Here is a 23,273-nt window from a genome sequence, read left to right on the forward strand (position 1 = left end):
AATAACGAACATGGAACAGGGAACAGTAAAGTGGTTCAACGATGCCAAGGGGTTTGGCTTTATCAGCCGTCAGAACGGCGAGGATGTGTTTGTGCACTACTCGGCGATCAACTCCAACGGCTTCAAGAGCCTTCAGGAAGGCCAGGCAGTGCAGTTCAACGTGGTGAAGGGACCCAAGGGTTGGCAGGCATCTGACGTCCAGCCTCTCTAAGTTCCGGTAAGCGAAAGGCATCACCCAGGTTTGGCGCTAGGGATGGCTATGGCTGTCCCTATGCGCATTTAACCTGCAATCGGCGCTTATTTCGTTTGAGCTCACGGTTGCGAGGGGATACCCATCTCCGGCAGTATCGTCGAGGTGGTTCGGAACTTGCGATAGTCCGAGTTGACCATTCGCACCGTGCCCTTGAAGTTGAAGAGCAGAAGCATTCGCGCTTCACCCTGCCCCTCGAACATCTCCGGCAGCCATACCTCGTTGTTGATCTTGGTCTGGGCCATGCTGAAGCTGGTGCCTTTATGGATGTTGATGACTAGTCCGGCGCCAATCTTGAACGCATTGACGAAGTGCCCCTCGGCCTTCACCAGTACGTGGTCCTGTTCGTCCACCCAGACCGTTCCGACCAGATCGCGGAAGACCGTCTCGGCTCTGTTTTTGGTCTTTGCTTTCGGGTCTCCTGTGTAATCGACCACAATCGTGTCGCGCCCGTTTAGTTTTATCCGACGCGGATTACTGAAGCTGCCAAGCTCAAGGATGCGTGACACCGTAATCTCATCATTACCACGAGGATCGGTTGACTTGCCTTGCTGTTCGGCCTCCTCACGCTTCTTTTTGGCTTTGGCAATCTCTTTATTGAGCCTGTTGTTTTCTTTCTGCTGCTCTTTTGCGCTTAGGTCTTTTCCGTCTTTCTTCGTCAGGCGGGAGACCTCGACTCCCTCAACCCAGAAGACGTCGTACCCGCGTGTCTCGGTCTTCCTGATGCCATTGTGGCCGTCCGATTCCTGCTCGGTGACGGTCGAGTGGTAGATATAGTTCTTCTGGATGGCCTCGGCGGTCTTCTGCCTGGCCTCGACCTCATGCATTAGCGTGGGAATATCAGGCAGAGGACGCGTGTCTTCCGCAGCGGATGCCGGTTGATTCGCGGTATGTTGTGTTTGCGCCAGGGCACCCGTCACTGGCCAGCAGAGCGCCAGAGTCAGTAGCACCGCACTGCGCGCGACTCTCTTCATATTTGTAAGCATAGTGCCTCTGGCAGACGACGATGGCCCCGGAGGATTGACCGGGGCCATCATTGAGTTGAATGAGGTTTGAGCCTACATGAGGCGCTGCATCACGTCTTCCAGTGCTGCTTTGCCGGGGCGTACGCGCGAGTCGGGCAGCGTGGCGAGCGGTTCGTCTACCAGGTTCAGAAGCTCGGTGAAGCTGGGCTTCTCTGTGTCGATGTAGAAGACGCCGGTGAGCACTTCGTTGTTCTGGTGTGCTGTCATCAGAGCCGAGACAGCGTTGACGCGGTCGGTTGGGTCGAAGTTCTCGTGCAGCTTGCGCAGGCGCATGTGGCTGCCGTCGTGCATCTGGACGTCGATCGTCGTGCCTGGATCGTACTCGACGTCGATCTCCTGGAAGTGCGGCACGAAGCCGATCTCGGAGATGACCTCGTCGTGCTCCTGCATGTACTTGTAGCTCTTGGTCGAGCCTTCGTGGTCGTTGAAGGTGACGCAGGGCGAGATGACATCGAGCACGACGGTGCCTTTGTGCGCGATGGCCGCCTTCAGCATCGTGACCAACTGCTTTTTGTCGCCGGAGAACGAGCGGGCCACGAATGTTGCGCCGAGCTGGATGGCCAGTGCGCAGATGTCGATGGCGGGCAGGTCGTTGATGACGCCGGTCTTGAGCTTCGAGCCGATGTCGGCCGTCGCGGAGAACTGGCCCTTAGTGAGGCCGTAGACGCCGTTGTCTTCGATGATGTAGATCAGCGGAACATTGCGGCGGAGCAGGTGGACGAACTGGCCCATGCCGATCGAGGCGGTGTCGCCGTCGCCGCTGACGCCGATTGCGTCCATGGTGCTGTTGGCAAGAATGGCTCCGGTCGCAACCGAAGGCATTCTGCCGTGGACGCTGTTGAACGAGTGGGAGCGGCTCATGAAGTAGGCCGGGCTCTTCGACGAGCAGCCGATGCCGGAGAGCTTCATGACGCGCTCGGGCTTCACGCCCATCTCGTAGTAGGCATCGATGATGCGCTCGGAGATTGCGTTGTGGCCGCAGCCGGCGCAGAGTGTTGTCTTGCCGCCGCGGTAGTCGAGCACCTGCAGGCCGAGGCGGTTGGTCTTTGCCGCCGGCTTTGGTGCTTCAGAGGTAACAGGAGTCGTCGCCATTTATATTCCTTCCTGCGTGACGAGTTCGTCGGTGATCGAGCGCGCGTCAATCGGCAGCCCGTTGAAGTTGCGGATGCTGCGCAGCTTCACAACTTCTTCCGCTTTGATATCGAGTTTGATCAGGCTCAGCATCTGCGCGTCGCGGTTCTGCTCGATGACGTAGATGCGGTCGTGCGAGGCAACAAAGTCGTGCACCTCGCGCGAGAACGGATACGCGCGGATACGCAGGTAGTCGGTTTCGACCTTGTACTCGTTGCGCAACTGGTCGCGGCTTTCGAGCGTTGCGAAGTCGGAGGTGCCGAAGGCGATCAGGCCGATCTTGGCCTTGCCGGTCTGGACGACTTCGGGGCGCGGAACCAGCGAGCGTGCAGTCTCGAACTTCTTCGAGAGCCTCTCCATGTTGTTGATGTAGTCGTCGGGCCGCTCGGTGTACTGCGCCTTCTCGTTGTGGCCGGAGCCGCGTGTGAAGTAGGCAGCCAGCGGATGGTCTGTGCCGGGCAGCGTGCGGTAGCCTACGCCGTCACCGTCTACGTCCTTGTAGCGAGCGAAGCCGCCGAGTTTGGAGAGTTCTTCGGCACTGAGCACCTTGCCGCGGTTGAGCGGCTTGTCGGGATAGTTGAATGGCTCAGACATCCAGTTGTTCATGCCGAGGTCGAGGTCCGACAGCACGAAGACCGGCGTCTGCAACTGCTCGGTGAGATCGAAGGCGGCCTGCGCCATCTCGAAGCACTCTTTCACGTTGGCGGGAAGCAGGAAGACATGCTTGGTGTCGCCGTGCGAGAGGAATGCGACGGAGAGCAGATCACCCTGCTGGTTGCGCGTCGGCATGCCGGTGGAGGGGCCGGTTCGCTGCACGTCGAAGATGACGCCGGGGAGCTCGGCGTAGTAGCCGAGTCCTGCGAACTCCGCCATCAGCGAGATGCCGGGACCTGAGGTTGCTGTCATGGAGCGTGCGCCAGCCCAGCCAGCGCCGAGTACGGCACCGATTGCGGCCAGCTCGTCCTCGGCCTGGACGATGGCGAAGGTCGCCTTGCCGTCCGGCTCGATGCGGTAGCGCTTGGCGTACTCGATGAAGTTTTCGACCAGCGATGAGGACGGCGTAATCGGATACCACATCGCCACAGTGCAGCCGGCGAAGATGCAGCCCAGCGCCGCAGCGGCGTTGCCGTCGATGATGATCTTGCCTTCGGTCTCGTGCATGGGCTCGATCACGAACGGGTCATGCTTGGTGAAGTTGGCGGCGGCGTACTCGTAGCCGGCCTGCACGGCAGCCCAATTCAGATCGGCGGCCTTCACCTTCTTGGCGAACTGCTTGCGCAGGGCGGCTTCGACGGCGGTCATGTCGAGCTTGAGCAACTGGGCGGTAACGCCCACGTAGACCATGTTCTTGACCAGCTTGCGGAGCTTGGCTTCGGGACAGACCGCTGCGGTCAGCTTGTCGAACGGTACCGGATAACAGGCAATGTCTGAGCGGAACTGCTTCAGGTCGGCGGACTCTTCATAAACTGCTGCCGCGCCCGCAGGCAGCGAGAGCATGTCTTCCTTCGACGTTTCCGGGTTCATCGCGACCAGAACGTCGATCTCCTTCTTGCGCGCGACATAGCCGTCTTTGCTGGCGCGGATGGTGTACCACGTCGGCAGGCCCGCGATGTTGGAAGGAAAGAGGTTCTTGCCGCTGACCGGAACACCCATCCGGAAGATCGACTTGAGCAGAACTGAATTGGCTGACTGCGAACCGGAACCGTTGACGGTCGCAATCTGAATGCTGAGGTCGTTTACGATGCTTTTTTCGGAAGCCCGTTGTTGCGCGTCTGGTTTGGCCAGCGTTCCACCCTCTGCGCCAGCCAGCGCGACGTCTTCTGTCGCCATGTGTTGTACTCCCCTTTGGTGAGACGTTTTCCGCCCCACAAACGAATCTCTTACCCTATCCACTTTACGCCGTTTGGCGTATCTGCGGCCACATCGGGCGATTATCGGCTTTGATTCGGCGTACACCTTTCGTGGGTGCAACTTGCGGGGTCTTCATGACGCAAAAATGTTGCTCAGAATGCCGCGATGCCGGTGATGCTTTGACCCACGATCAGGGTGTGGATATCGTGTGTGCCTTCATAGGTTTTCACGGACTCGAGGTTCATCATGTGGCGCATGATCGGGTAGTCGTCGGCGATGCCGTTTGCGCCAAGAATGTCGCGTGCCATGCGCGCGCACTCGAGCGCCATCCAGACGTTATTCTTCTTGGCCATGGAGATGTGCTGGAACTCGACCTTGCCCTTGTCTTTGAGGCGTCCGACCTGCAGGGAGAGCAGTTGAGCTTTCGTGATCTCCGTGACCATCCACGCAAGTTTTTCCTGCACGAGCTGGTGGCTGGCGATGGGCTGTCCGCGGAACTGCTTGCGCTGCTTGGCATATTGCAGCGCCACGTCGTAGCAGGCCATCGCCGCGCCGATTGCGCCCCAGCCGATGCCGTAGCGGGCCTGGCTCAGGCACATCAGCGGTGATTTGAGCCCGTCAGACTTCGGCAGCACGTTCGATGCAGGTACGCGGACATCCTGCATCGAAAGCCCGGACGTCACTGAAGCTCTGAGAGACCACTTGCCGTGAACGTCGCTGGCGGAGAAGCCCGGCCTGTCGGTTTCGACCAGGAAGCCGCGCACGCGCCAGTTCTCCTGCGGAATGCCTGGCTCTTCGACCTTCGCCCAGATGACGGCGACATCGGCCAGGCTGCCGGAGGTGATCCACATCTTTTCGCCGTTCAGGATGTAGTCGTCGCCGTCTTTGCGGGCGCGGGTGCGCATTCCGCCGGGGTTCGAGCCGAAGTCGGGCTCGGTCAGGCCGAAGCAGCCGAGCTTTTCGCCGGTGGCCATCTTGGGCAGCCAGAAGTTCTTCTGCTCGTCAGAGCCGAAGGTGTAGATCGGGTACATCACCAGCGCCGACTGCACGCTGACGAAGCTGCGAATGCCGGAGTCCCCGCGCTCGAGTTCCTGCGTCATCAGGCCGTATTCGACGTTGTTCATGCCCGCGCAGCCGTAGCCTTCAAGCGTCGCGCCATAGAAGCCAAGCTCGCCCATCGGGCGTACCAGCTCGCGTGGAAAACGTCCGTCGCGATTGCACTGCTCGATGATCGGGATCAGATTGTCTTCGATGAAGGCGCGTGTGTTCGCGCGAACGAGGATTTCGTCTTCCGAGAGCAGAGAATCGAACTCGATAAAGTCAACGCCAGAGAATTTGAATGCCATCGTCGGCCATTTTATAGCGGCTGCGTGTGCGAAGTTGTTGCCATTCTCGCAAGAGTTGATGCAAATCTCGTACCTGTGCTCTCTCGAACCAGTGATCGAGTCCTCTGCAAAGCATGCGGGCCGTAACTGACCCTGTACTCTGGGGCTTGCAGAAGAATGTCTGTTGGGGGTGGCACGGTCCGCGGCAAGACGCGGTCTGTTTAGGTGACTTTCCTTCACTCAGCATTTCAGGTCGATGAAGAGACTTCGCCGAGTTGCGGGTTCTCGTGTGGACTTGGCGTGATTTCTTTTTCGTAGATTTGGTAGGAGGCAACAGGTGGTTCCTTCCCGTTGTGGAGTGAGCGGACGTGTGCGCGGATGGCTTCGTCGGCTGCGGTGACGCGCTCGCGGGAGCGGAGATAGTCGAGCCACGACTCCATCAGGAAGGTTTCGTTGAAGCGCTCGGGATCGCGGGCATCGCGGTAGATGCCCCAGCGGATGGCTCCGTCGCGCAGTCGTACGCCACGCAGCTGATGGATGGCGTGGTTGAACTCGGCGTAATTCTCTGGCGAGATGTGGTACTCGATGGAGATGCGGACGGGACCGTCGGTTGGATCGGTGCTGGTGAGTAGTTGAGGCGCAGGTCGTCCGGGTATATGGGGCGTCAGGTCAGGGACGGGACCTTGCAGAATGTGAAAGCGCCAGACGATGGGAAGTGTCACAACCAGTCCGCAGGCTGAGACGGTCAGGGCAATTGGCGTCGAGGTGCGGTCGGCGATGACGCCCCAGAGAACAGAGCCGAGCGCCATGCCCCCCTGGAAGATCATTAGATAGGTGCCGAGCGCGCGGGCTTTTACCCAGTCAGGCACGGAGAGCTGCACCGAGACGTTGAGCGTGGACATCGTGCTGGTCCAACAAAAGCCAGAGATGATGAGCACGATGATGATAATCCACGCGACATGCACGAACGCCAGCGTAAGTAGGGTGATGACGTTGTAGAGTGTGGCCGTTGTGATGATGGTGTCGGCTGCAACCATGCGGCGCAGCTTCGGCAGTGACGTTGCTGCGATGAGCGCTCCCAGGCCGAGCGAGCCGTTCAGGATTCCATAGCCGAGAGCACCTTGGTGCAGATCGCGGCTGGCGACAACGGCTAGCAGCGACCAGATGGCCGAGATGAAGAATGTGTAGGTAAATGTGCGGACGAGTGTTGCCTGAAGTTGAGGCGCATAACGAACGTAGCGCAGGCCGGAGCGGATTGACGCGGCGACGCGCTCGGACGGCAGCGTGGACTTGAACAGCGGCTGGCGCTTCCAGTTGACCAGCACCCAGATGACGGCGGCGAACGAGACTGCGTTCAGCAGGAAGACCGAGGCTGAGCCGGTGTCGATGCGCTTGAAGGCTGCGACAAGCAGGCCACCGAGTGCAGGGCCGACGGCGCGGGCGAGGTTGTTGCTGGCGGCGTTGAGCGAGACGGAGTCGGGGATCAGCTCCAGGGGCACAAGCTCGGGCACGATTGCTTGCCACGCCGGGTTGTTCATCGAGGAGCCGATGTTGAGCAGGAAGGTGAAGGCGAGCAGCGTCCACGGCGAGACGTGGCCGAGGAAGGTGAGCACGGCGAGAATGCCGACCGAGCCGAGCATCCATGACTGCCAGAAGATGAGCAGCTTGCGCCGGTCGAAGATATCGGCCGTTGCGCCGGCAAGCAGTCCAAGCAGCAGCACGGGCAGACTGGCGGCGGTCTGCATCAGAGCGATCAGCAGCGGCGAGCGCGTGAGCGCTGTCATTAGCCAGGTGCCGGCCGTGTCCTGCATCCAGGTGCCGAGCCCGGAGATGGTGCTGGCGATCCAACGGTCGCGGAAGAGCGGGATGCGGAGCGGCGCGAAGCCGCTGGGGTTCTCCGATTGCGGCGTAAGTGGCCCGGTGTTTGGGGTCTCGAAGGGCATCGCTCCGTTAAGTGTACGGGGTCGGATGCCCTTCGAGGAGTTGGGGTTAGAAGAGGAGCTTCACGCCGAGTTGAATCTGGCGCGAGTTGGTTGCGGTTGCGGTGATGACTCCGGCGGTCGGGCTGACGGCTGCTGCTGCCGTCTGATTCGCTGTTGTGCCTTGCGTCGGGCCGGAGGTGAAGACCACCGGGTTTGGGGTCGAGAAGTTGGTGTGGTTGAGGACGTTGAAGAACTCAGCGCGAAATTCCGCATGGAGACGCTCGCTGAGCTGCGTTGTTTTGTGCAGGGCGAGATCGAGGTTTGCGAGCCCGGGGCCGACGAGGGTATCGCGTCCGAGGTCGCCGACGGTGCCGTAGGCTGGCGCAGAGAAGGCTGCAGAGTTGAAGTACTGCTGAGTTGTGCGTGGGTAGAGGTTGCCGCGGAAGTTTGGATTTATGTCTGGCCGCACGGGGTTGCGCGTGTCTCCTGAGCCGGTGGGGTTGTAGCCAAGCTGTGGCGAGAATGGAAAGCCGGATTGTAGCTCGGCGATGGCGCTCAGCGTCCAGCCGCTGGCGGCGCGGTTGAGGGTTGGGTTCAGGTTGGAACCGATGCGGTGGCTGCGGCCAAAGGGCAGGTCCCACGAGCCGTTGATGGAGACGAGGTTGCGCACGTCGGTTGCCGCCGGGCCGTAGTCGAGGTGTGCATTGGCAGGATATTCGACGTAGGCCGGAGTGTTGGCGCTGACACTGGTGTTCCACGCCGAGCCGTCGTCGAGGTTCTTCGACCAGGTGTAGTTGGCGCGCAGTTGGAGCCCGTTGGTGTAGCTGCGCTTGAGGTCGAGGATGAGTGCGTTGTAGTTGCTGATGCCGGTTGAGACCCACGACGTGGTGTTGGCGACGAGGGGATTGGCCTTCACGGTTGTCGGATAGAAGATGCGTCCATTCACGATCGTCGTCGCGGGTTCATTCTGGTCTTCGGAGAGGATCTGGTGGTATCCGCGCGAGCCTGAGTACCCCACGGTGAGTGAGGTGCTCGGGGATAGCTGTTGCTCAACCTGAAGGTCCCATGCGAGCACCGATGGAGTTTCGATGTCGGGCTGCACATTCGATGGCGATACGAGCGAGCTGGCAGATGGTTTGGTTGATGCAGTGATGTTGAGGCTGGAGACGGGAACGTTCGAGAGCGACAGTGTTGTGTTGTAGGGCGCGGACTGGTCGAGGCGGTAGTCAAGCGTGTCGAGCAGCGAGCGGTGCAGCCCGAAGCCCGCGCGGACAGCGGTCTTGCCGTTGCCGCGCACGTTCCATGCGAGGCCGAGGCGCGGCTCCGGCAGGAACTTTGCGCGGTTTGTGGTGAGGGCAGATGCGCCGACGGTTGGGTTGGTATCGATGACGCCGTTGGTGAAGCCGTAGTTCGAGGCGCGGTCCTGCGCTTCGTTCCATCCGTTGGTCGACTCGAAGCGGAAGCCGGCGCGCACTTCAAGGCGAGGCGTGAAGCGAATGGTGTCCTCGACGTAGCCTGCGCCCAGCAGCGAGCGCCAGCCTAGCTCAGTTGGCGCGGGGACGACCGTGAAGGTCTTCACCGTGCCCTGGAGAAACGTGGCGAGCGACGCGAACGACGCTTGCCCGTACTGGTTCTGCGCGAGGTTGTCGTTGGACTGGATGCGCTGGAGCCATGCGCCGACTTCGATCTGATGACGGCCACGGGTCCAGTAGACGTGGTCGCCGAAGGTGAAGAGGTTGCGCGCGGTCGTGTTGTCGGAGCCGACGTTCGCGCCCGCGCCGGTGATCTGTGAAGAGCCGTTCGAGGCCGTCGAGCCAGCGATGACGATTGCGCCGATGGGCTTGCCCTCAACCCAGCCGGGGAGATCGACTGGCGTCGTTCCAAGGAAGAAGAAGCTCGCGCGCGAGAAGCCGAAGCGCGTTGTGTTGAGCAGGCTCGGCGAGAAGACGTGCTGCTCCTCGAGGCTCAGCACCTGTTCGCGCAGGCTTTCGTCGATGGCCGAGAGCGGGTTCTGCGTGGGCGTGTTCGCGGTGGAATCGTCGATGGTGTAGACGGCGAAGGCGAGGTCCTTCGGGCTGATGTTCCAGTCGACGCGCGAAGTGCCGAAGTCCTCGCGGATGTGCTGCACGGGGCTGGAGTACGCGATGCCAATGCCGCTGCCCAGTTCGGGACCGTTTTGCACGGGCCAGAGCGCGAGCAGCGGTTGGACGCTGGATGATGCTGCGGCGCGGCTGGCGTTGTCAGGCACCAGCGTCACGTCGGAGAGGCCGAGGTTCTGGCGATAGCCTTCGTAGTTGGCGAAGGCGAGCAGCTTGTCCTTGCGGATGGGCCCGCCGAGCGATGCGCCGAAGTTGTTGCGTTGAAACTCGGGGATGCGTGCCTGGTCGAAGTAGTTGCGGGCATCGAACGCAGAGTTGCGCAGGAACTCATAGGCCGAGCCGTGAAGCTTATTTGTTCCTGATACGGTTACGATTGAGATCTGAGCTCCCTGGCGTTTGCCGTAATTGGCCGAGTACGTGTCGGTGACGACGTTGAACTCGCGTACGGCATCGACGCCCAGAAGCTGTCCGCTGGTGCCGCCGGGTGTGACATTGATGAGCGACGCGCCGGTGTACTCGATGCCGTTCAGCAGGAAGAGATTGTCCTGCGGGCGATGGCCCGAGATGGCGAACATGTTGCCGACCGACGAGTTTGACGTGCCGATAGAGCCTGAGCGCTGGCCCGAGTAGTTGATGGTGCCGGGATTCAGCGTGATGAGCTGGTCGTAGCTGCGGCCGTTCAGCGGTAGTTGTCGTACCTGGCGCTGATCGACGAGACCCGAGGTCTGCTGCGTGGAGGTGTTGACTGCCGCGGGCGTGTCCTGGACGGTGACCTGCTGCTGGACCGTATCGACAGTCAGGGTAAGGTCGATCTGTGCGCTCTGGCCTACGGTGAGCGGAATGCTGGTACGACGCTCAGGCGTGAAGCCATCGAGCGCTGCGGTGATGGTGTAGGTGCCGACGGGCACGGATGGTGCGGAGTAGCGGCCATCAGGGCCTGTGGTCAGGTGGCGCTCATTGCCGGTTTCATCGTTGTGGACGGTGATGGTGGCGTTGGCGAGCGCGGCGCCGGTCGCGTCGGTGACGATGCCGGAGAGTGTGCCGCCGACAACCTGTGCGCCCGCGGTAAGCGCAAAGAAGAGCGCGAGCGCGGCAATCAGGATGGCTTCGGCGATGGAGATTTTGAGTAAGGAACGGAGCGTAAAGGCTGAGCGAGGCATGATGGTCTCCTGGAAATACACATATGGGGGGCGCTCACGTGAAAAGAATGTGAGTGCTCGCGACGATTGTTTTTACTGGTTACTGGAAGATGAGGCTGGTTCTCGCTATGGGCGACAACAACAGCTTTGGAGATCAGGCGTGAAGCTTCGCATTCGCGTCTTGGCGAGCGCGATAAAGGCAGAATTTATGGGGAGATTCTGGGATGGAGTCGTCATCATCGGCTGACTCCGTGGTTGTAGCTCCAGTAAACGAGCGCGAGCGTGACCAGCGCGATGAATACTTCGCCGAGGATGCCGACGATCAGTGGACGCCATCCCTGGCCTGTGAGGTCGCGCAGGTTCGTACGCAGGCCGACTCCGGCAAAGGCGGGAAGGAATGCCCAGTTGGCGAGATTGCCCAGGCTGGTCAGTTGGCCCTTCGTGAAGAAGCCTGCTGTGGCGAGAATAGAGATCGCCATGAAGCCGAGGATGAACTTCGGAAACTTCTGCCAGAGGAACAGGCCCTTGTGTTTCACGTCCGGCGCGAGACCGCGCGAAGACCAGTACACTGCGTAGCCCAGTACAACGAAGCCTATGAACGATGAGCGAGCCGTTTTGGCGAGGATGGCCCAGCGGCCTGCGTCTTGCCCGTAGAGCGCGCCGGTGACGAGCGACTCGGCGGTGTTGTCTACGGCGAGGCCTGCCCAGACGCCGTAGCCTTGCTGGCTCATGTGCAGCAGATGGCCGATGGCAGGGAACGTCAGGAGCGCGATTGCGCCAAGCGTCAGGATCGCGGCGATGGCGGTGGAGGTGTCTTCTTCCTCGGGGTCGATGGCGCCTTGTGCGGCCATGATGGCGGTGACACCGCAGATGCTGCTTCCGATGGCAAGCAGCGAAGTCAGCTTCGGCGGCAATTTGAAGATGCGGCCCAGCAGCGTCATCACGCTGAGAGAAAGAACAAGCTCGACGGCGACGAGCAGCAGCGAGAGTCCGCCGATGTGCAGTACATCCTGAAGAAGAAACTTTGCGCCAACCAGCACGATGCCGAGCTTCAACCAAAGCTCGTAGGTCGCAACACCGGAGCGGAATCGCTCGGAGACACCAAGGGTGTTGCTGATGCCGAGGCCCAGCAGAATGGCGATCAGCACGTGCTCGATGCGGGGAATGAACAGGTGCGGATAGCGGTTGTGCAGAAAAACGAGTGCGCCCTCAAGCAGCTTCGCGAGCAGGCCGATGCCAAACAGGAGCGCCACGCCCGGCAGCAGGGCAGCAAAACCCGGCGAAGGCGTGGTGTGTTGGACTTCGGTGGTGCTCAGTGTGGCTTGAGAGGACATGCGCTCGGTAGATGTCGCTTAGAAGGGAATCGAGGGCAGGATGTTGAAGCGAACCAGCACCGCGAGCGCCAGCCCGAGACCAATGGCGATCAGGTCGATGCGGCTCGTAAGGCGGTTGGTAGCGTGTTGGATGGGAGTGGACATGATGACTCCTTCGGGTACTTCCAATGTCTTGTCTGTGAATGTCTTGATTGTCTTGGGTCGCAAAGGAAAACCCACATATCGCGTCGATCGCTGATACGTGGGTTCCGAAATTCTCTAAGCGCTTAGGGTCGAATCAGGTTCGAGTGGCTTAGGTGCGGGAGGCTCCAACGCAGCAGCAACAACAGTCGCCCATACAACAAAGGCAACAGCTACAGGCCGCGATGTGCATCAATCCCATTGAGTTAAACCTAATGGATTTGAGTGTTTGAGTCAAGGCGAGGATTCAGAAAGTGGGCCGTTAAAGAGGAAACCCACGCAGCGCGGTGGGGGCTGTTGCGTGGGTATTCCGGTAATGCAACGAAGTGGGTGGACTTCGTTATGACTGACTCAACCCGAAGGGAGTCTTGCCACTCGTTTAAAGTAACGATAAAAGCAGCCTGGAGTCAAGGAGCTTTTGCCGGAAAATGAAGTCTTCCATGCGGTTATCCCATTGTAGAAATTGGCCGGTTAAAGGCGACAGATGAGCAGTTCGCGCTCATAGACCATCTCTGGTGGCAGGTGATCGTGGACGAGCAGGAACAGTTCCTCGTGATCCATGACCTCGTGCCGCCACTGTGCACGGTCTACGCGCTGAAGCTCGTCGAATGTCTCGCGTGGAAAGTCTAGACCCTTCCAGTTGATGTCCTCGTAGTGTGGCACCCAGCCAATGGGCGATTCTTTTCCGATGGCGCGGCCGCGTACGCGGTCGACGATCCACTTGAGCACGCGCATGTTTTCGCTGAAGCCTGGCCACAAGAAATTGCCGTCGGAATCTTTGCGGAACCAGTTGACGTGAAAGATGCGCGGTGTGGCGGAGAGATTACGCTGCATTCTTAGCCAGTGCCGGAAGTAGTCGCCCATGTGGTAGCCGCAGAAGGGCAGCATCGCCATGGGGTCGCGGCGGACTTTGCCTTGCGCGCCTGCCGCGGCTGCTGTCGTCTCCGAGCCCATCGTCGCTCCTGCGTAGACGCCGCCTGACCAGTTGAACGCCTGGTAGACCAGAGGCATCGTGTTGGCGCGGCGTCCGCCGAAGATGATCGCGGAGATGGGCACACCGTCGGGATTCTCCCAGTCAGGGTCGATGGTGGGGCATTGGCTGGCTGGCGCGGTGAAGCGTCCGTTGGGATGCGCGGCGGGTTTGCCGGTTTTTTTGCCGATAGCCGGCGTCCACTTTTCGCCACGCCAGTCGATGCATTCGGCGGGAGGTTCGTCGGTCATGCCCTCCCACCAGACGCCGCCTTCGGGAGTGAGCGCGACGTTGGTGAAGATTGTGTTGCGCGACAGCGTGGCCATCGCGTTGGGATTGGTCTTCGCGCTGGTGCCTGGTGCGACTCCGAAGAAGCCGTACTCGGGATTGATTGCGCGGAGCTGGCCGTTCGCATCGGGCTTGATCCATGCGATGTCGTCGCCGACGGTCCAGACCTTCCAGCCTTCGAAGCCTTTCGGCGGAATCATCATGGCGAAGTTGGTCTTGCCGCAGGCGGATGGAAACGCCGCGGCGACATACGTCTTCTCATGCGTGGGCGACTCGACGCCGAGGATGAGCATGTGCTCGGCCATCCAGCCTTCGTCACGTGCGATGTTCGACGCGATGCGCAGGGCGAAGCACTTCTTGCCCAACAGCGCGTTGCCGCCGTAGCCGGAGCCGTAGCTCCAGATCTCGCGCGTCTCGGGGAAGTGGACGATGTACTTGGTCTCGTTGCACGGCCAGGCGACGTCCTTCTCGCCTGGTTCGAGCGGCGCGCCGACCGAATGCATACACGGCACAACGCGCTTTTCGTCCTTGTCGATCTCGGCGAAGACAGGCAGGCCGATGCGGGCCATGATGCGCATGTTCACTACGGCGTAGGCGGAGTCGGTGAGCTGCACGCCGATGCGCGACATGGGCGAGCCGGTCGGACCCATCGAGTACGGCAGCACATACATCGTGCGGCCGCGCATGGAGCCGCGGAAGAGCTGCTTCAACCGGCGACGCATCACGTAAGGGTCTTCCCAGTTGTTCGTTGGTCCGGCGTTGTCCTTCGAGAGCGAGCAGATGAACGTGCGGTCTTCGACGCGCGCTACGTCGTTGGGGCTGGAGCGCGCGAGGAAGCAGCCGGGCCAGAGCTTTTGATTGAGCTTTGTGAATGTGCCTGCCTTGACGAGCTGGTCGCAGAGGAAGTCGTACTCGGCCTGCGAACCATCGACCCAGTGGATGTGTTTGGGCTGGGTCAGCTCGGCCATCTTTTCGACCCAGCGGATGAGGTGTTTGTTCGTCGTGGGCGGGGCGATGGTGTGGGTCGCGTTCTTCATAGGCACTTTTTGTTGGATGCCATAGTTCGCCAGCCGCGATAGAGGTGTCAATCGTCTGTGCGTTTACCGTTCGAGTGCTGGCTCGGCATTTCTGTTCCTCATTTAGACTTCGTTCGGGGGGAAAATTCATGGCGATTGGTTGGACCAGGTTGACGGTTGCGGTGTGTGTGCTGGTGGGCACGATGGCGATGGCGCAGGGCGATCCTCCGCGCGCGTTCGATGCGGCAACGGCTTCGGTGCGCAAGCCGGGGACGGTTGTCCGGATCGACCTGATTGGCGACTCGACCCAGACCGATAATGCTGGATACGGTCGAGGGTTCTGCGCGAACCTGACTGCTGCGGTGGACTGCGTGAACATGGCCAAAGGCGGCGCGAGCACGAAGACTTATCGTGCCGATGGCCTGTGGCAGCGCGCGCTTGAGACGAAGCCTGATTACATGCTGATCCAGTTCGGCCACAACGATGAGCCGTCGAACCCTCCGCTGCCTCGACAGACGACGATGACGGAGTACGAGGCGAACCTGCGGCGCTTTGTCGATGAGGCGCGCGCGGCGGGCATCAAGCCGGTATTGGTCACTCCACTTACGCGGCGCTACTTCGGCGCGGATGGCAGGATTCACTCCGACCTCGCGGCGCATTCGGAGACCATGCGGCGTGTTGCGGCTGAGATGCATGTTCCACTCGTCGATCTTCAGGCGGATAGCATCGCGTATCTCGACAGGATCGGGTCGAAGGAGGCGGACACGCTTGCGATTACCAAGAAGGACAGCGAAGGCAAGACCATCTTCGACAAGACGCACCTGAACTGGAAGGGGTCGTATGTCTTCGGGCGGATTGTGGCGGTCGATCTGGGCAAGGCTGTTCCTGCGCTTGAGAAATATGTGCAGCCCGAGGCGGCGAAACTTCCTCCTGCGGGTGAGAAGGCGATGGCGATTATCAACGGTGGTCCGGTGAAGATCGTGTTGGTGGGCGACTCGACGGTGAACGCAGAAGGCGGTTGGGGCAAAGGCTTCTGCGCGGATGTGACTCCGAATGTGACGTGCATCAACGAGGCGCTGAACGGACGCAGTTCGAAGAGCTTCATCGACGAAGGCGCGTGGGCAAAGGCGCTTGCGGACAAGGGCGATTATTACCTGATTCAGTTTGGCCACAACGACCAGAAGCCGGATGCGAAGCGTCATACCGATCCGGGCACGACGTATGATGCGAACCTGCGGCGCTACATTGCGGATGTGCAGGCGATTGGCGGAGTTCCGGTGCTGGTCACGTCGCTTTCGCGGCGGAACTACAAAGACGGCAAGCTGGTGCTCGATCTGACTGCTTATGCCGATGCGACGAAGCACGTTGGCGAAGAAGAGAATGTTGCCGTCATCGATTTGAACGCGATGTCGGTGAAGCTGCTGGAGGGTATGACGCAGGAGCAGGCCGACCAGTTCGATGCGTCGGGCCATCCGGATGCGCGCGCAGAAAATAGCGGGCATATGAAGATCGACCGCACACATTTGAATGCCCACGGGCAGGAGGTCTTTGGCCGCATGGTTGCCGATACTCTTGCGCGCGAGCAGGTGGAGCTTGGGCCGGACATCGAAGGTGTTCCGGCTGCCGCGAGTGCGAAGTGATGAGACTGCGAGAGGCCTAACACTGATTTACACCGATCTTAAAACACAGGGTGACCGCGGATGTGCGTGGACAGACACGGATTCTTTCCTCATCCGCGCAATTCCGTGGAATCCGTGGTCAAGTCGTTCTATCGATGCAATCGGTGTTATGTCTCTCGTGCGGTTTTATTTCGGGGACCACTGCTCGTCCGCTGATGGGCCGTAGAGCGCGGGGACGGGGATGTTGTTGAGGCGGAGGTAGACGCCTAGCTGCGAGGTGTGGTGGACGAGGTGGTTGAAGAACATCTGCCGGAAGGCGAACAGGCGTGGGCCCTTGGAGATGACCTGCTCGCCCCAGGTGAACGGCCACGACTTCTCGAGATGTTCGTCACTGGCTCCAGCGAGTGCGGCGCGGCAGCGGGCGGATGATTCGTCCAGCGCCTTGAGTGCTGCGCCGCGTGTGGTGAAGTCGAGCGACATGTGAGGGCGCTTGGGAGCGGCGAGGTCCATGCCTTCGTCTTCGATGATGTAGTAGCCGAACTGTGGCAGCGTGGCGCAGTGCATGGCGAGTTTGCCCAGCTCCATGGATTTCTCGTGACACTTCCAGTCGTTCTTGCCTTCGGGGACGCGCTCGAGGGTGCGGCGCGTGTGGTCAATTTCGATGTCGTAGTCCTGCAGAAGAAGTTCGGCGATTGTCATAGCGATTCCTTTCAGTTGTCAGGGTTCTTCGTCTCTGATGCTGCTTTTGCGGTTCGCGATGAAGAATAAACAAGCCATGCTGACACCGTACTGTCAGCATGGCTTGTCTGGTTGAATTGAAAGTTACAGCCCGGTGATGTTGTAGCCGCAGTCCACGTAGGTGGTTTCGCCGGTGATACCGCTGGCGAGGTCGCTTGAGAGGAAGAGCGCGGTGTTGCCGACTTCGAGCTGGTCCACATTGCGGTGAAGTGGGGCGCGCTGTTCGACGGCGGTGAGGATGGTGGTGAAGTCGCTGATGCCGCGTGCGGCGAGCGTCTTGATGGGGCCGGCGGAGATGGCGTTGACGCGGATCTTCTGCGCGCCGAGGTCGGCGGCGAGGTAGCGGACGGCGGCTTCGAGCGCGGCCTTGGCGACGCCCATGATGTTGTAGTTGGGGAAGACCTTGAGCGAGCCGTAGTAGGTCAGGGTGAGGATGCTGCCTCCGTCGGTCATCAGCGGGGCCGCTGCGCGCGCGAGGGCGATCAGCGAGTAGGCGCTGATGTCGTGGGCGATGCGGAAGTCATCGCGGGTGGTGTTGAGGACGGAGTTCTTGATGTTGGGGGCGAAGCCGATGGAGTGGACGAGGATGTCGAGTTTGCCATAGGCGGACTTCAGCTCACCGAAGACCTGGTCGATGTCGGCGTCGGAGGAGACATCGCAGCGGAAGGTGCGGGCTCCGGGCAGCTCGGCGGCGAGCTCGTCGGCGTCGCGCTGGAGACGCTCGTTCTGGTAGCAGATGGCGAGCGTGGCGCCGGCTTCGGAGAGCTTCTGGGCGATGCCCCAGGCGATGCTGCGTTTGTTGGCGAGTCCGAAGACGACGGCGACTTTGCCTTTGAGGTCGATCATGGTCTGGTGTGTGCTCCTGTTCGGGTTTCCGTTGGTAAGGATAGCAAGTTAGCGAGTCAGCAGGTTAGCTGGTCAGCCAGTCGTACTGGGCTTCGGTGAGCGGGACTACGGAGAGGCGGAACTGGCGGAAGAGGAGCGAGTCTTTGAAGACGGCTGCCTTGCGGATCTCGTCGAGCGGCTTCTCGTGCTTGAGGCGCTTGACCGGCTTGATGCGGACGTTCGGGTTCTTCGGGTCGGTCGCATCGACCGAGACGACCTTGGCGGTGCCGATGGCGGCCTTGCCGATGTTCGAGTGGTAGATGACGAGCTTTTCGCCGGGCTTCATGTTGCGGAGGTAGAGCAGGGCCTGGTTGTTGGAGATGCCGTCCCAGGTGGTCTCGCCGTCGCGCACGAGGTCGTCGTAGGAGTACTTGTTCGGTTCGGTCTTGAGGAGAAAGGGCATCGCGGCTCCTGTGGTTTGAAGTACCCCCTACCCGTACCCAAGTACCAAAGTATTCAAAACAGGTGGTTTAGGAGGAGAGACTTTGCCCTGCCGCCGGCGATGCCGCCATAGGAGGGCCTACTTCTATTATAGGATGCCGAGAAAACTAAACCGCCACGAAGATGTGCTTTTATATGTGCTATTTAGGGGAGCATGGGGCTTGACAGGCGTTTTCGTCGGGCCGGAGGCGGACTCATTTCATCAGCCAGGTCAGATAGCCGGGCAGCGAGTGAAGCTGGTCGACATGGTCGGGCGCGGAGTTTCCGGCAAAGCCGACGACGAGCAGGCCGCCGCTCTTGACTTCGCTGAGCATCTGGGTCTTCATGGGGCCCCAGCGAACGACAGGGTGAGGCTTGAGGCTCCACTCGTGCAGAAGATAATCGGCGGTCTCGGTGGTGCTGGCGAAGGTGCCGGGAAATATCTCTGAGTGCGTGATGATGAAACGCTTTTTATTGGCCATGGCATCGCGCCCGAAGCGCAGCCAGACGTCGAGGTTGCCGGTTTCGATCTGGGATTCGAGCGGACCGGGTTTGCCGTTGACGTATCCGGTGTGCACGCCGTCGATGCAGAGCACACGGTGTATGCGGTCGTAGGAGGCCGGGTCGTTGAGAATCTGCCGCAGCGCGCCGCAACCGGCGCTCCAGCCGCCGAGATCGATCTCGCTGAAGGTGATGCCGCTTTTGGCTTCTGCTTCGGTAATGAGCGTGGAAAATCGGCCTGGGTCGGTAAAGAGCTTGGTATAACTTCCGGAGCCCGCACCAGCCTGAACGGTGACGACAGCCATATTGTGCTGGCGGGAGATAGCGAGTTGAGGCAGCCAATCGCCGCCATGGAAGAAGAAGAGCAGCCGGACGCCGTGTTTCTGCGTGACCCTTTGCGGAACGAAGAGAGTGCCGAGCTCCAGAGGAAGCCGCTGGCCTGCAGGCGTGGTCTTCGTCAGTCGCGGATGCTCGCGCGTGTGTTCAACCATGGGCGAAGGGTTTTGAGGGGACTGCGCAGCGAGGGTAGCGGTGAGGAAGAGAAGAAGGGAGAAGACGAGCGCTCGCCTGGGAGTGGTGCATCTCCACCTGTCGCATAGAGCTGCGATGGATGGGACACCCGAGCGGCTGAGATATTTTTTCATGACCAGAATTATAGGGAGCGATTAGCCGCCGAGGTCGAGGAGATGGACTTTGGAGAGCGGCTGGCCGAGGAAGTTGGAGCCGAGGCGCTGGAATTTTTCGATGGAGTCGGTGGCGTAGAAGGTGCAGGTGGGGCTGGTCTCTTGCGGCTTCCGGTTGGGGAAGTGGGTGGCTATGGCTTGTGCTGTGGTGCGGGCGGTGGCCTGGGCTGAGTCGATGATGGTGAGCGGGTGGCCGAGCGAGCTGAGGACGCGGGCGATGGCTGGTTCGATCAGTGGGTAGTGGGTACAGCCGAGCAGGAGCGTTCTGGCTTCGGGCGCTTCGGTGAGGGCTTCGGTGAGGTAGATTTTGATGACTTCGTCAGTGACGGGGTGGTTCGTCCAGCCTTCTTCAACCAGCGGCACGAGCAGGGGGCAGGCTTTTTCGGTGGCTTTGAGACCGAGTGAGTGGAGGGCGTGCGCGTAGGCGTGGGACTGGATGGTGGCCTGGGTGGCGAGGACGAGGACTTGGCCCTGAGAGGCGGCGAGGGCGGCTTCGGCTCCGGGTTGGATGACGCCGATGACCGGAATGGGCATTGCGTGGCGGATGTCGTCGAAGGCGAGCGCGGTGGCGGTGTTGCATGCGATGACAAGCAGGTCCGCGCCTTGCTCGTGCAGGTAGCGGGCGCTGGAGACGGCGTAGCGGGCGATGGTCTCGTGCGACTTGGAGCCGTAGGGCAGGCGCGCGGTGTCGCCGAGGTAGATGTAGCGTGCGCCGGGGATGAGCGGGAGCAGCTCGCGCAGGACGGTGAGTCCGCCGAAGCCGGAGTCGAAGACGCCGATGGTGAGTGTGTCTGTGAGCTTGTCTGTCAGCTTGTCTGCGGGCATGTTCTCAGTTGTTGGCTGGTTGTTGGTTGCTGGTGGATGTGTCGGAGGTGGAGTAGGTGCGGGTGAGGTCGGCGTGGCCGGCGAGGGTTTCGCGGGGTTGGCCGTCGACGAGGAAACGGACTTCGGTGACGCGCGGGAATGCGGCGTGGAGGGTTTGAACGATGGAGCGGATGGTGAGGTCTTCGACCTGGATGCCGCTGGGATGTTTGTCGCAGAAGGTGCTGGTGAGGTTGACGATGGCCATCTCGGATTTGTCGGTGGTGTGGACGTCGGTGGAGGGGGTGTTGGGGACGAGGAAGACGTCGTCGACGTCCTGGCCGCCGGGGAGTGGATGCGCGGAGCCGGGTTGCGCGTAGGTGTTGAGAAGGTGGTTGAGCAGGACGCGTGCGCGGGAGGTGGGGTCGTCGGGCAGAGCGATGGAGACGACTTTGGCGGTGACGGTGGCGTCGGCGTCGTTGGCGAGGTAGAGGGTGATGTCTCGCGTGCTGGTGGTGACGGGCGCGGCGATGGGCTCGTTGTCGATGCCGGCGGCTAGGCGCTGCTGTGCCTGGCGGTGGCCGCGGTAGAGGAAGGCGGCGACGAGGAGGATGGCGGCGACGAGGCTCCAGAAGAGGATGCGCTGGTAGCGGGGGATCATTGGGCGGCTCCGGTGTCTTCGATGACGGGCGCGGCGGGCTGCGAGCGCCAGGCAGCGACGGCTTTGGCGACGGCGTCGGCGATGCGCTGCTGGTAGGCGGCGTCGGTGACGGGGGTGAGCTCGTCGGGGTTGGAGGGGTTGCCGAGCGGGGCGATCTCGATGGCGATGGCGGGGCAGGTGAGGTTGTCGATGGGGCGGACGGAGGCTTGCTCGACGAGTACGGGGAGATTGGCGCGGGTCAGGGCCGCTCCGGCCTGGTTGGCCAGCGCGAGGCTTTGCGGGATGAAGGCTGCCTGCGCTGTGTTCCACGGGATGATGCGCGGCTGGGTGTTGGTGGCGGGGAGCGCGGAGGTGATGATGTGGACGCCGTTGCCGGAGTCGGTGGCGTGGATGAGGATGCAGGCCGCGGGACGGGCGTGGTTGGCGATGCCGGCGCGCAGATCGGCCGCCATGACCGTGCCGGGGTCGATGTCGCGCGTGGTGGCGACTGCGAGGCCTGCTGCGGTGAGTGAGGCCCTGAGGCGTGCGGCGAAGGCGAGGGTCACATCTTTTTCGAGGACGTTGTTGGCGAGGTGCGCGCCGGAGTCGGGGCCGCCGTGGGCGGGGTCGAGCAGAATGGTGGAGCGGGGCTGCTGGGCGAAGGTCGCGGTGGCGACGAGCAGAAGAAGCGCGGCGATGTGTCGGCGACGGGGGAGCAAGCTAGGTTGATTGTAATGGGTGGTGGCGGAATCGAATGGGACGGCGCTGCGAATCTGTGCTTAGAATGCTTTCATGCGTCTGGGCGGGTGGCGAGTTGGTGTGTGTGTGGCTCTGGGCATCGTCGCGTTTGCAGGATGCTGGAGTACGTCGGCGTTTTCGCAGAATGATGATCCTGAAGTGAAGGCGATGGAGCAGGGGAAGGCCGCGTTCAAGGCGGGGCAGTATGGCGCTGCGATCGACAGCCTGAAGAAGGCGCTGGCGATTGACCCTGATTACACGATTGCGGAGCTTTACCTGGGCGCTAGCTATGCGATGCAGGTGATTCCGGATGCGAAGACTCCGGAGAACCAGGCGAATGCGGAGAATGCTATTGCCGCGCTCAAGCGGATTCCAGAGGATGATGGCAGCTATCACAATGCGCAGAAGCTGCTGGCGCTGGTGTATCGCGATACGGGGCGGCTGGACGATGCGCGCACGGCGGAGCTTGCGGCGCTGAAGATTGCTGAAGATGCCGAGACGCATTATGCGATTGGGGTGCTCGACTGGCGCGAGGCGACGGAGTTTGCGCGCGCGGCGCTAGAGGCGGAGGGCATGCGCGACGACGGCGCGGGCAATGCGCAGATGAGTGCGATTGCGTGCGCGAAGATCAAGGAGCACAACTCGCCGCTGGTGGAGGATGCCATTACGCAACTGACGCGCGCGATTGAGATGAACTCGAAGTACTCGGATGCGATGGGGTATCTGAATCTGGTTTATCGGCGGCGTGCGGACTTTGATTGCGATGATGCGGCTGCGCGAGCGCAGGATATGGAGCTGGCGAATCGGTGGGAGAAGCAGGCGGAGTTGGCGAAGACTGCTGCGGCCCAGCCAGCGGGCGGGGCTGCGAAGTAAAGTCAATGCGTGTAGACGGTGCTGTTGGGAACGATGTGCGACGTGACTTCCAGCTTGTGGTAGTTGCGATAGGTGGCATGAAATGACCATGCGACTGTGTCGAAGCTGGAGCCGCTGGTGACCAGCATGTTGACTTCGGATGGCATCCAGAAGGTCTGGCCGTCGAACTGGACAGGCGCATAGTCGACGGTGAGCTTTCGTTTGCCGACGATGCGCGGCATGTAGCGGGCCGCGTCGATGACGTGATGCGGGGTCGTGATCTCTACGTGTGTGACCTGCATCGTTGCGGGATCGACGAAGACCTGGCCCTTGCTGTCTTCTTTGAAAAAGCAGGCTGCGGTGTTTTGCGGAGTGAGGACGGTGGCGAAGCGGATGATGTAGGACTCAGCCCGATGATTTTTATTGAGCTGCTTCAGTTTGTAGTTGATGCACGCTGTCTGGTCGAGTGAGGCCACGTCGAGGCCACCTTCAAACAATCCACTCAACTCGGAGGGAGGGTCGTCATCCTTCGGGTTTGGGGGCTTGCCATTGATGCTCTTGATCTCGCGCGACTCCACCAGGGCTGCTGTTTGGCCGTCTTTGATGATGCGTTTGAGGCGGAAGATGGAGTCGGTGATGGTGGTTGCATCGGGCACTTTGGGTTGCGTGCGCGAGGAGATGGCATGTTCGTCGCAGTAGAAGCTCGGTACGGCAGTGTCGTAGTGGTTCAGGTTCCTTTCGAGACGTTCGAGGATCGCGTCCAGAGAGGGAGCTTTTGTTGATTGTGCGCAGAGTGCGGGCGAAAAGCCGAGAAGAGCAATCAACGAAATGGCCGTATACGACATCCTTGGCATAGCGAACGCACC

General features: G+C 61.0%; 20 protein-coding genes. 3 read left to right on the top strand and 17 right to left on the bottom strand.

The genetic code is table 11. The features are described from left to right. The first annotated feature begins 10 nt into the window (after positions 1–10). The gene (locus IEX36_RS00160; RefSeq protein WP_013581125.1) at positions 11–211 is read left to right on the top strand and encodes a cold-shock protein; all 201 of its coding nucleotides are present in this window, start codon (positions 11–13) and stop codon (positions 209–211) included. A 101-nt stretch (positions 212–312) separates the two neighbouring features. On the opposite strand, the gene IEX36_RS00165 is transcribed toward IEX36_RS00160, so the two are convergent. From IEX36_RS00165 to IEX36_RS00200, 9 genes are all read right to left on the bottom strand, one after another. Further along, the gene (locus IEX36_RS00165) at positions 313–1,224 is read right to left on the bottom strand and encodes a hypothetical protein (RefSeq protein ID WP_188757371.1); all 912 of its coding nucleotides are present in this window, start codon (positions 1,222–1,224) and stop codon (positions 313–315) included. An 84-nt stretch (positions 1,225–1,308) separates the two neighbouring features. After that, positions 1,309–2,367, bottom strand: coding sequence for a 2-oxoacid:ferredoxin oxidoreductase subunit beta (locus IEX36_RS00170; protein ID WP_188757372.1), 1,059 nt, complete (start codon positions 2,365–2,367; stop codon positions 1,309–1,311). Further along, complete coding sequence (locus tag IEX36_RS00175) at positions 2,368–4,236, bottom strand: 2-oxoacid:acceptor oxidoreductase subunit alpha (RefSeq protein WP_188757373.1); 1,869 nt, start codon at positions 4,234–4,236, stop codon at positions 2,368–2,370. Positions 4,237–4,409: 173 nt separating this feature from the next. Beyond that, the gene (locus tag IEX36_RS00180) at positions 4,410–5,603 is read right to left on the bottom strand and encodes an acyl-CoA dehydrogenase family protein (RefSeq protein WP_188757374.1); all 1,194 of its coding nucleotides are present in this window, start codon (positions 5,601–5,603) and stop codon (positions 4,410–4,412) included. A 227-nt stretch (positions 5,604–5,830) separates the two neighbouring features. Beyond that, on the bottom strand, positions 5,831–7,525 hold the full coding sequence (locus IEX36_RS00185) for an MFS transporter (protein ID WP_188757375.1): 1,695 nt from the start codon (positions 7,523–7,525) through the stop codon (positions 5,831–5,833). A 46-nt stretch (positions 7,526–7,571) separates the two neighbouring features. Further along, on the bottom strand, positions 7,572–10,763 hold the full coding sequence (locus IEX36_RS00190) for a TonB-dependent receptor (protein WP_188757376.1): 3,192 nt from the start codon (positions 10,761–10,763) through the stop codon (positions 7,572–7,574). Positions 10,764–10,978: 215 nt separating this feature from the next. Beyond that, positions 10,979–12,076 carry a YeiH family protein gene (locus IEX36_RS00195; protein ID WP_188757377.1) on the bottom strand — a complete coding sequence of 366 codons (1,098 nt, stop codon included), beginning with the start codon at positions 12,074–12,076 and terminating at the stop codon, positions 10,979–10,981. Positions 12,077–12,094: 18 nt separating this feature from the next. After that, positions 12,095–12,220 carry a hypothetical protein gene (locus tag IEX36_RS17595; RefSeq protein WP_263364986.1) on the bottom strand — a complete coding sequence of 42 codons (126 nt, stop codon included), beginning with the start codon at positions 12,218–12,220 and terminating at the stop codon, positions 12,095–12,097. A 507-nt stretch (positions 12,221–12,727) separates the two neighbouring features. Then, entirely contained in the window at positions 12,728–14,551 is a 1,824-nt protein-coding gene (locus IEX36_RS00200; protein ID WP_188757378.1) for a phosphoenolpyruvate carboxykinase (GTP), read from the bottom strand. 128 nt (positions 14,552–14,679) lie between these two features. Between IEX36_RS00200 and IEX36_RS00205 the strand changes: the two genes are divergently transcribed. Continuing rightward, a complete protein-coding gene (locus tag IEX36_RS00205; RefSeq protein WP_188757379.1) occupies positions 14,680–16,170 on the top strand; it encodes a rhamnogalacturonan acetylesterase in 1,491 nt (496 codons plus the stop codon). A gap of 165 nt (positions 16,171–16,335) precedes the next feature. Here the strand turns inward: IEX36_RS00205 and IEX36_RS00210 are convergent, their stop codons facing one another. The 7 genes from IEX36_RS00210 to IEX36_RS00240 form a co-directional block, all read right to left on the bottom strand. Beyond that, complete coding sequence (locus IEX36_RS00210; RefSeq protein ID WP_188757380.1) at positions 16,336–16,848, bottom strand: DinB family protein; 513 nt, start codon at positions 16,846–16,848, stop codon at positions 16,336–16,338. 123 nt (positions 16,849–16,971) lie between these two features. Beyond that, positions 16,972–17,733 (bottom strand): enoyl-ACP reductase FabI, encoded by a 762-nt coding sequence (locus tag IEX36_RS00215; RefSeq protein ID WP_188757381.1) that lies wholly within the window; start codon positions 17,731–17,733, stop codon positions 16,972–16,974. A gap of 64 nt (positions 17,734–17,797) precedes the next feature. Further along, on the bottom strand, positions 17,798–18,175 hold the full coding sequence (locus tag IEX36_RS00220) for an EVE domain-containing protein (RefSeq protein ID WP_188757382.1): 378 nt from the start codon (positions 18,173–18,175) through the stop codon (positions 17,798–17,800). A 232-nt stretch (positions 18,176–18,407) separates the two neighbouring features. Further along, positions 18,408–19,337: a hypothetical protein gene (locus IEX36_RS00225; RefSeq protein ID WP_188757383.1), complete on the bottom strand. Its 930-nt coding sequence runs from the start codon at positions 19,335–19,337 to the stop codon at positions 18,408–18,410. Between the two features lie 21 nt (positions 19,338–19,358). Next, complete coding sequence (murI, locus tag IEX36_RS00230) at positions 19,359–20,201, bottom strand: glutamate racemase (RefSeq protein ID WP_188757384.1); 843 nt, start codon at positions 20,199–20,201, stop codon at positions 19,359–19,361. A gap of 4 nt (positions 20,202–20,205) precedes the next feature. Further along, positions 20,206–20,838: a GerMN domain-containing protein gene (locus IEX36_RS00235; protein WP_188757385.1), complete on the bottom strand. Its 633-nt coding sequence runs from the start codon at positions 20,836–20,838 to the stop codon at positions 20,206–20,208. After that, complete coding sequence (locus IEX36_RS00240; protein ID WP_188757386.1) at positions 20,835–21,536, bottom strand: N-acetylmuramoyl-L-alanine amidase family protein; 702 nt, start codon at positions 21,534–21,536, stop codon at positions 20,835–20,837. The genes IEX36_RS00235 and IEX36_RS00240 overlap by 4 nt, the downstream gene beginning before the upstream one ends. 73 nt (positions 21,537–21,609) lie before the next feature. Here IEX36_RS00240 and IEX36_RS00245 point away from each other — a divergent pair, with 73 nt between their 5' ends. After that, entirely contained in the window at positions 21,610–22,428 is an 819-nt protein-coding gene (locus tag IEX36_RS00245) for a tetratricopeptide repeat protein (protein WP_188757387.1), read from the top strand. 2 nt (positions 22,429–22,430) lie between these two features. Here the strand turns inward: IEX36_RS00245 and IEX36_RS00250 are convergent, their stop codons facing one another. Next, a complete protein-coding gene (locus IEX36_RS00250) occupies positions 22,431–23,261 on the bottom strand; it encodes a hypothetical protein (protein ID WP_188757388.1) in 831 nt (276 codons plus the stop codon). Positions 23,262–23,273: the final 12 nt, after the last annotated feature.

It is taken from the genome of Edaphobacter acidisoli (genome assembly GCF_014642855.1).
In the GTDB taxonomy this organism is placed as follows: Bacteria; Acidobacteriota; Terriglobia; order Terriglobales; family Acidobacteriaceae; genus Edaphobacter; species Edaphobacter acidisoli.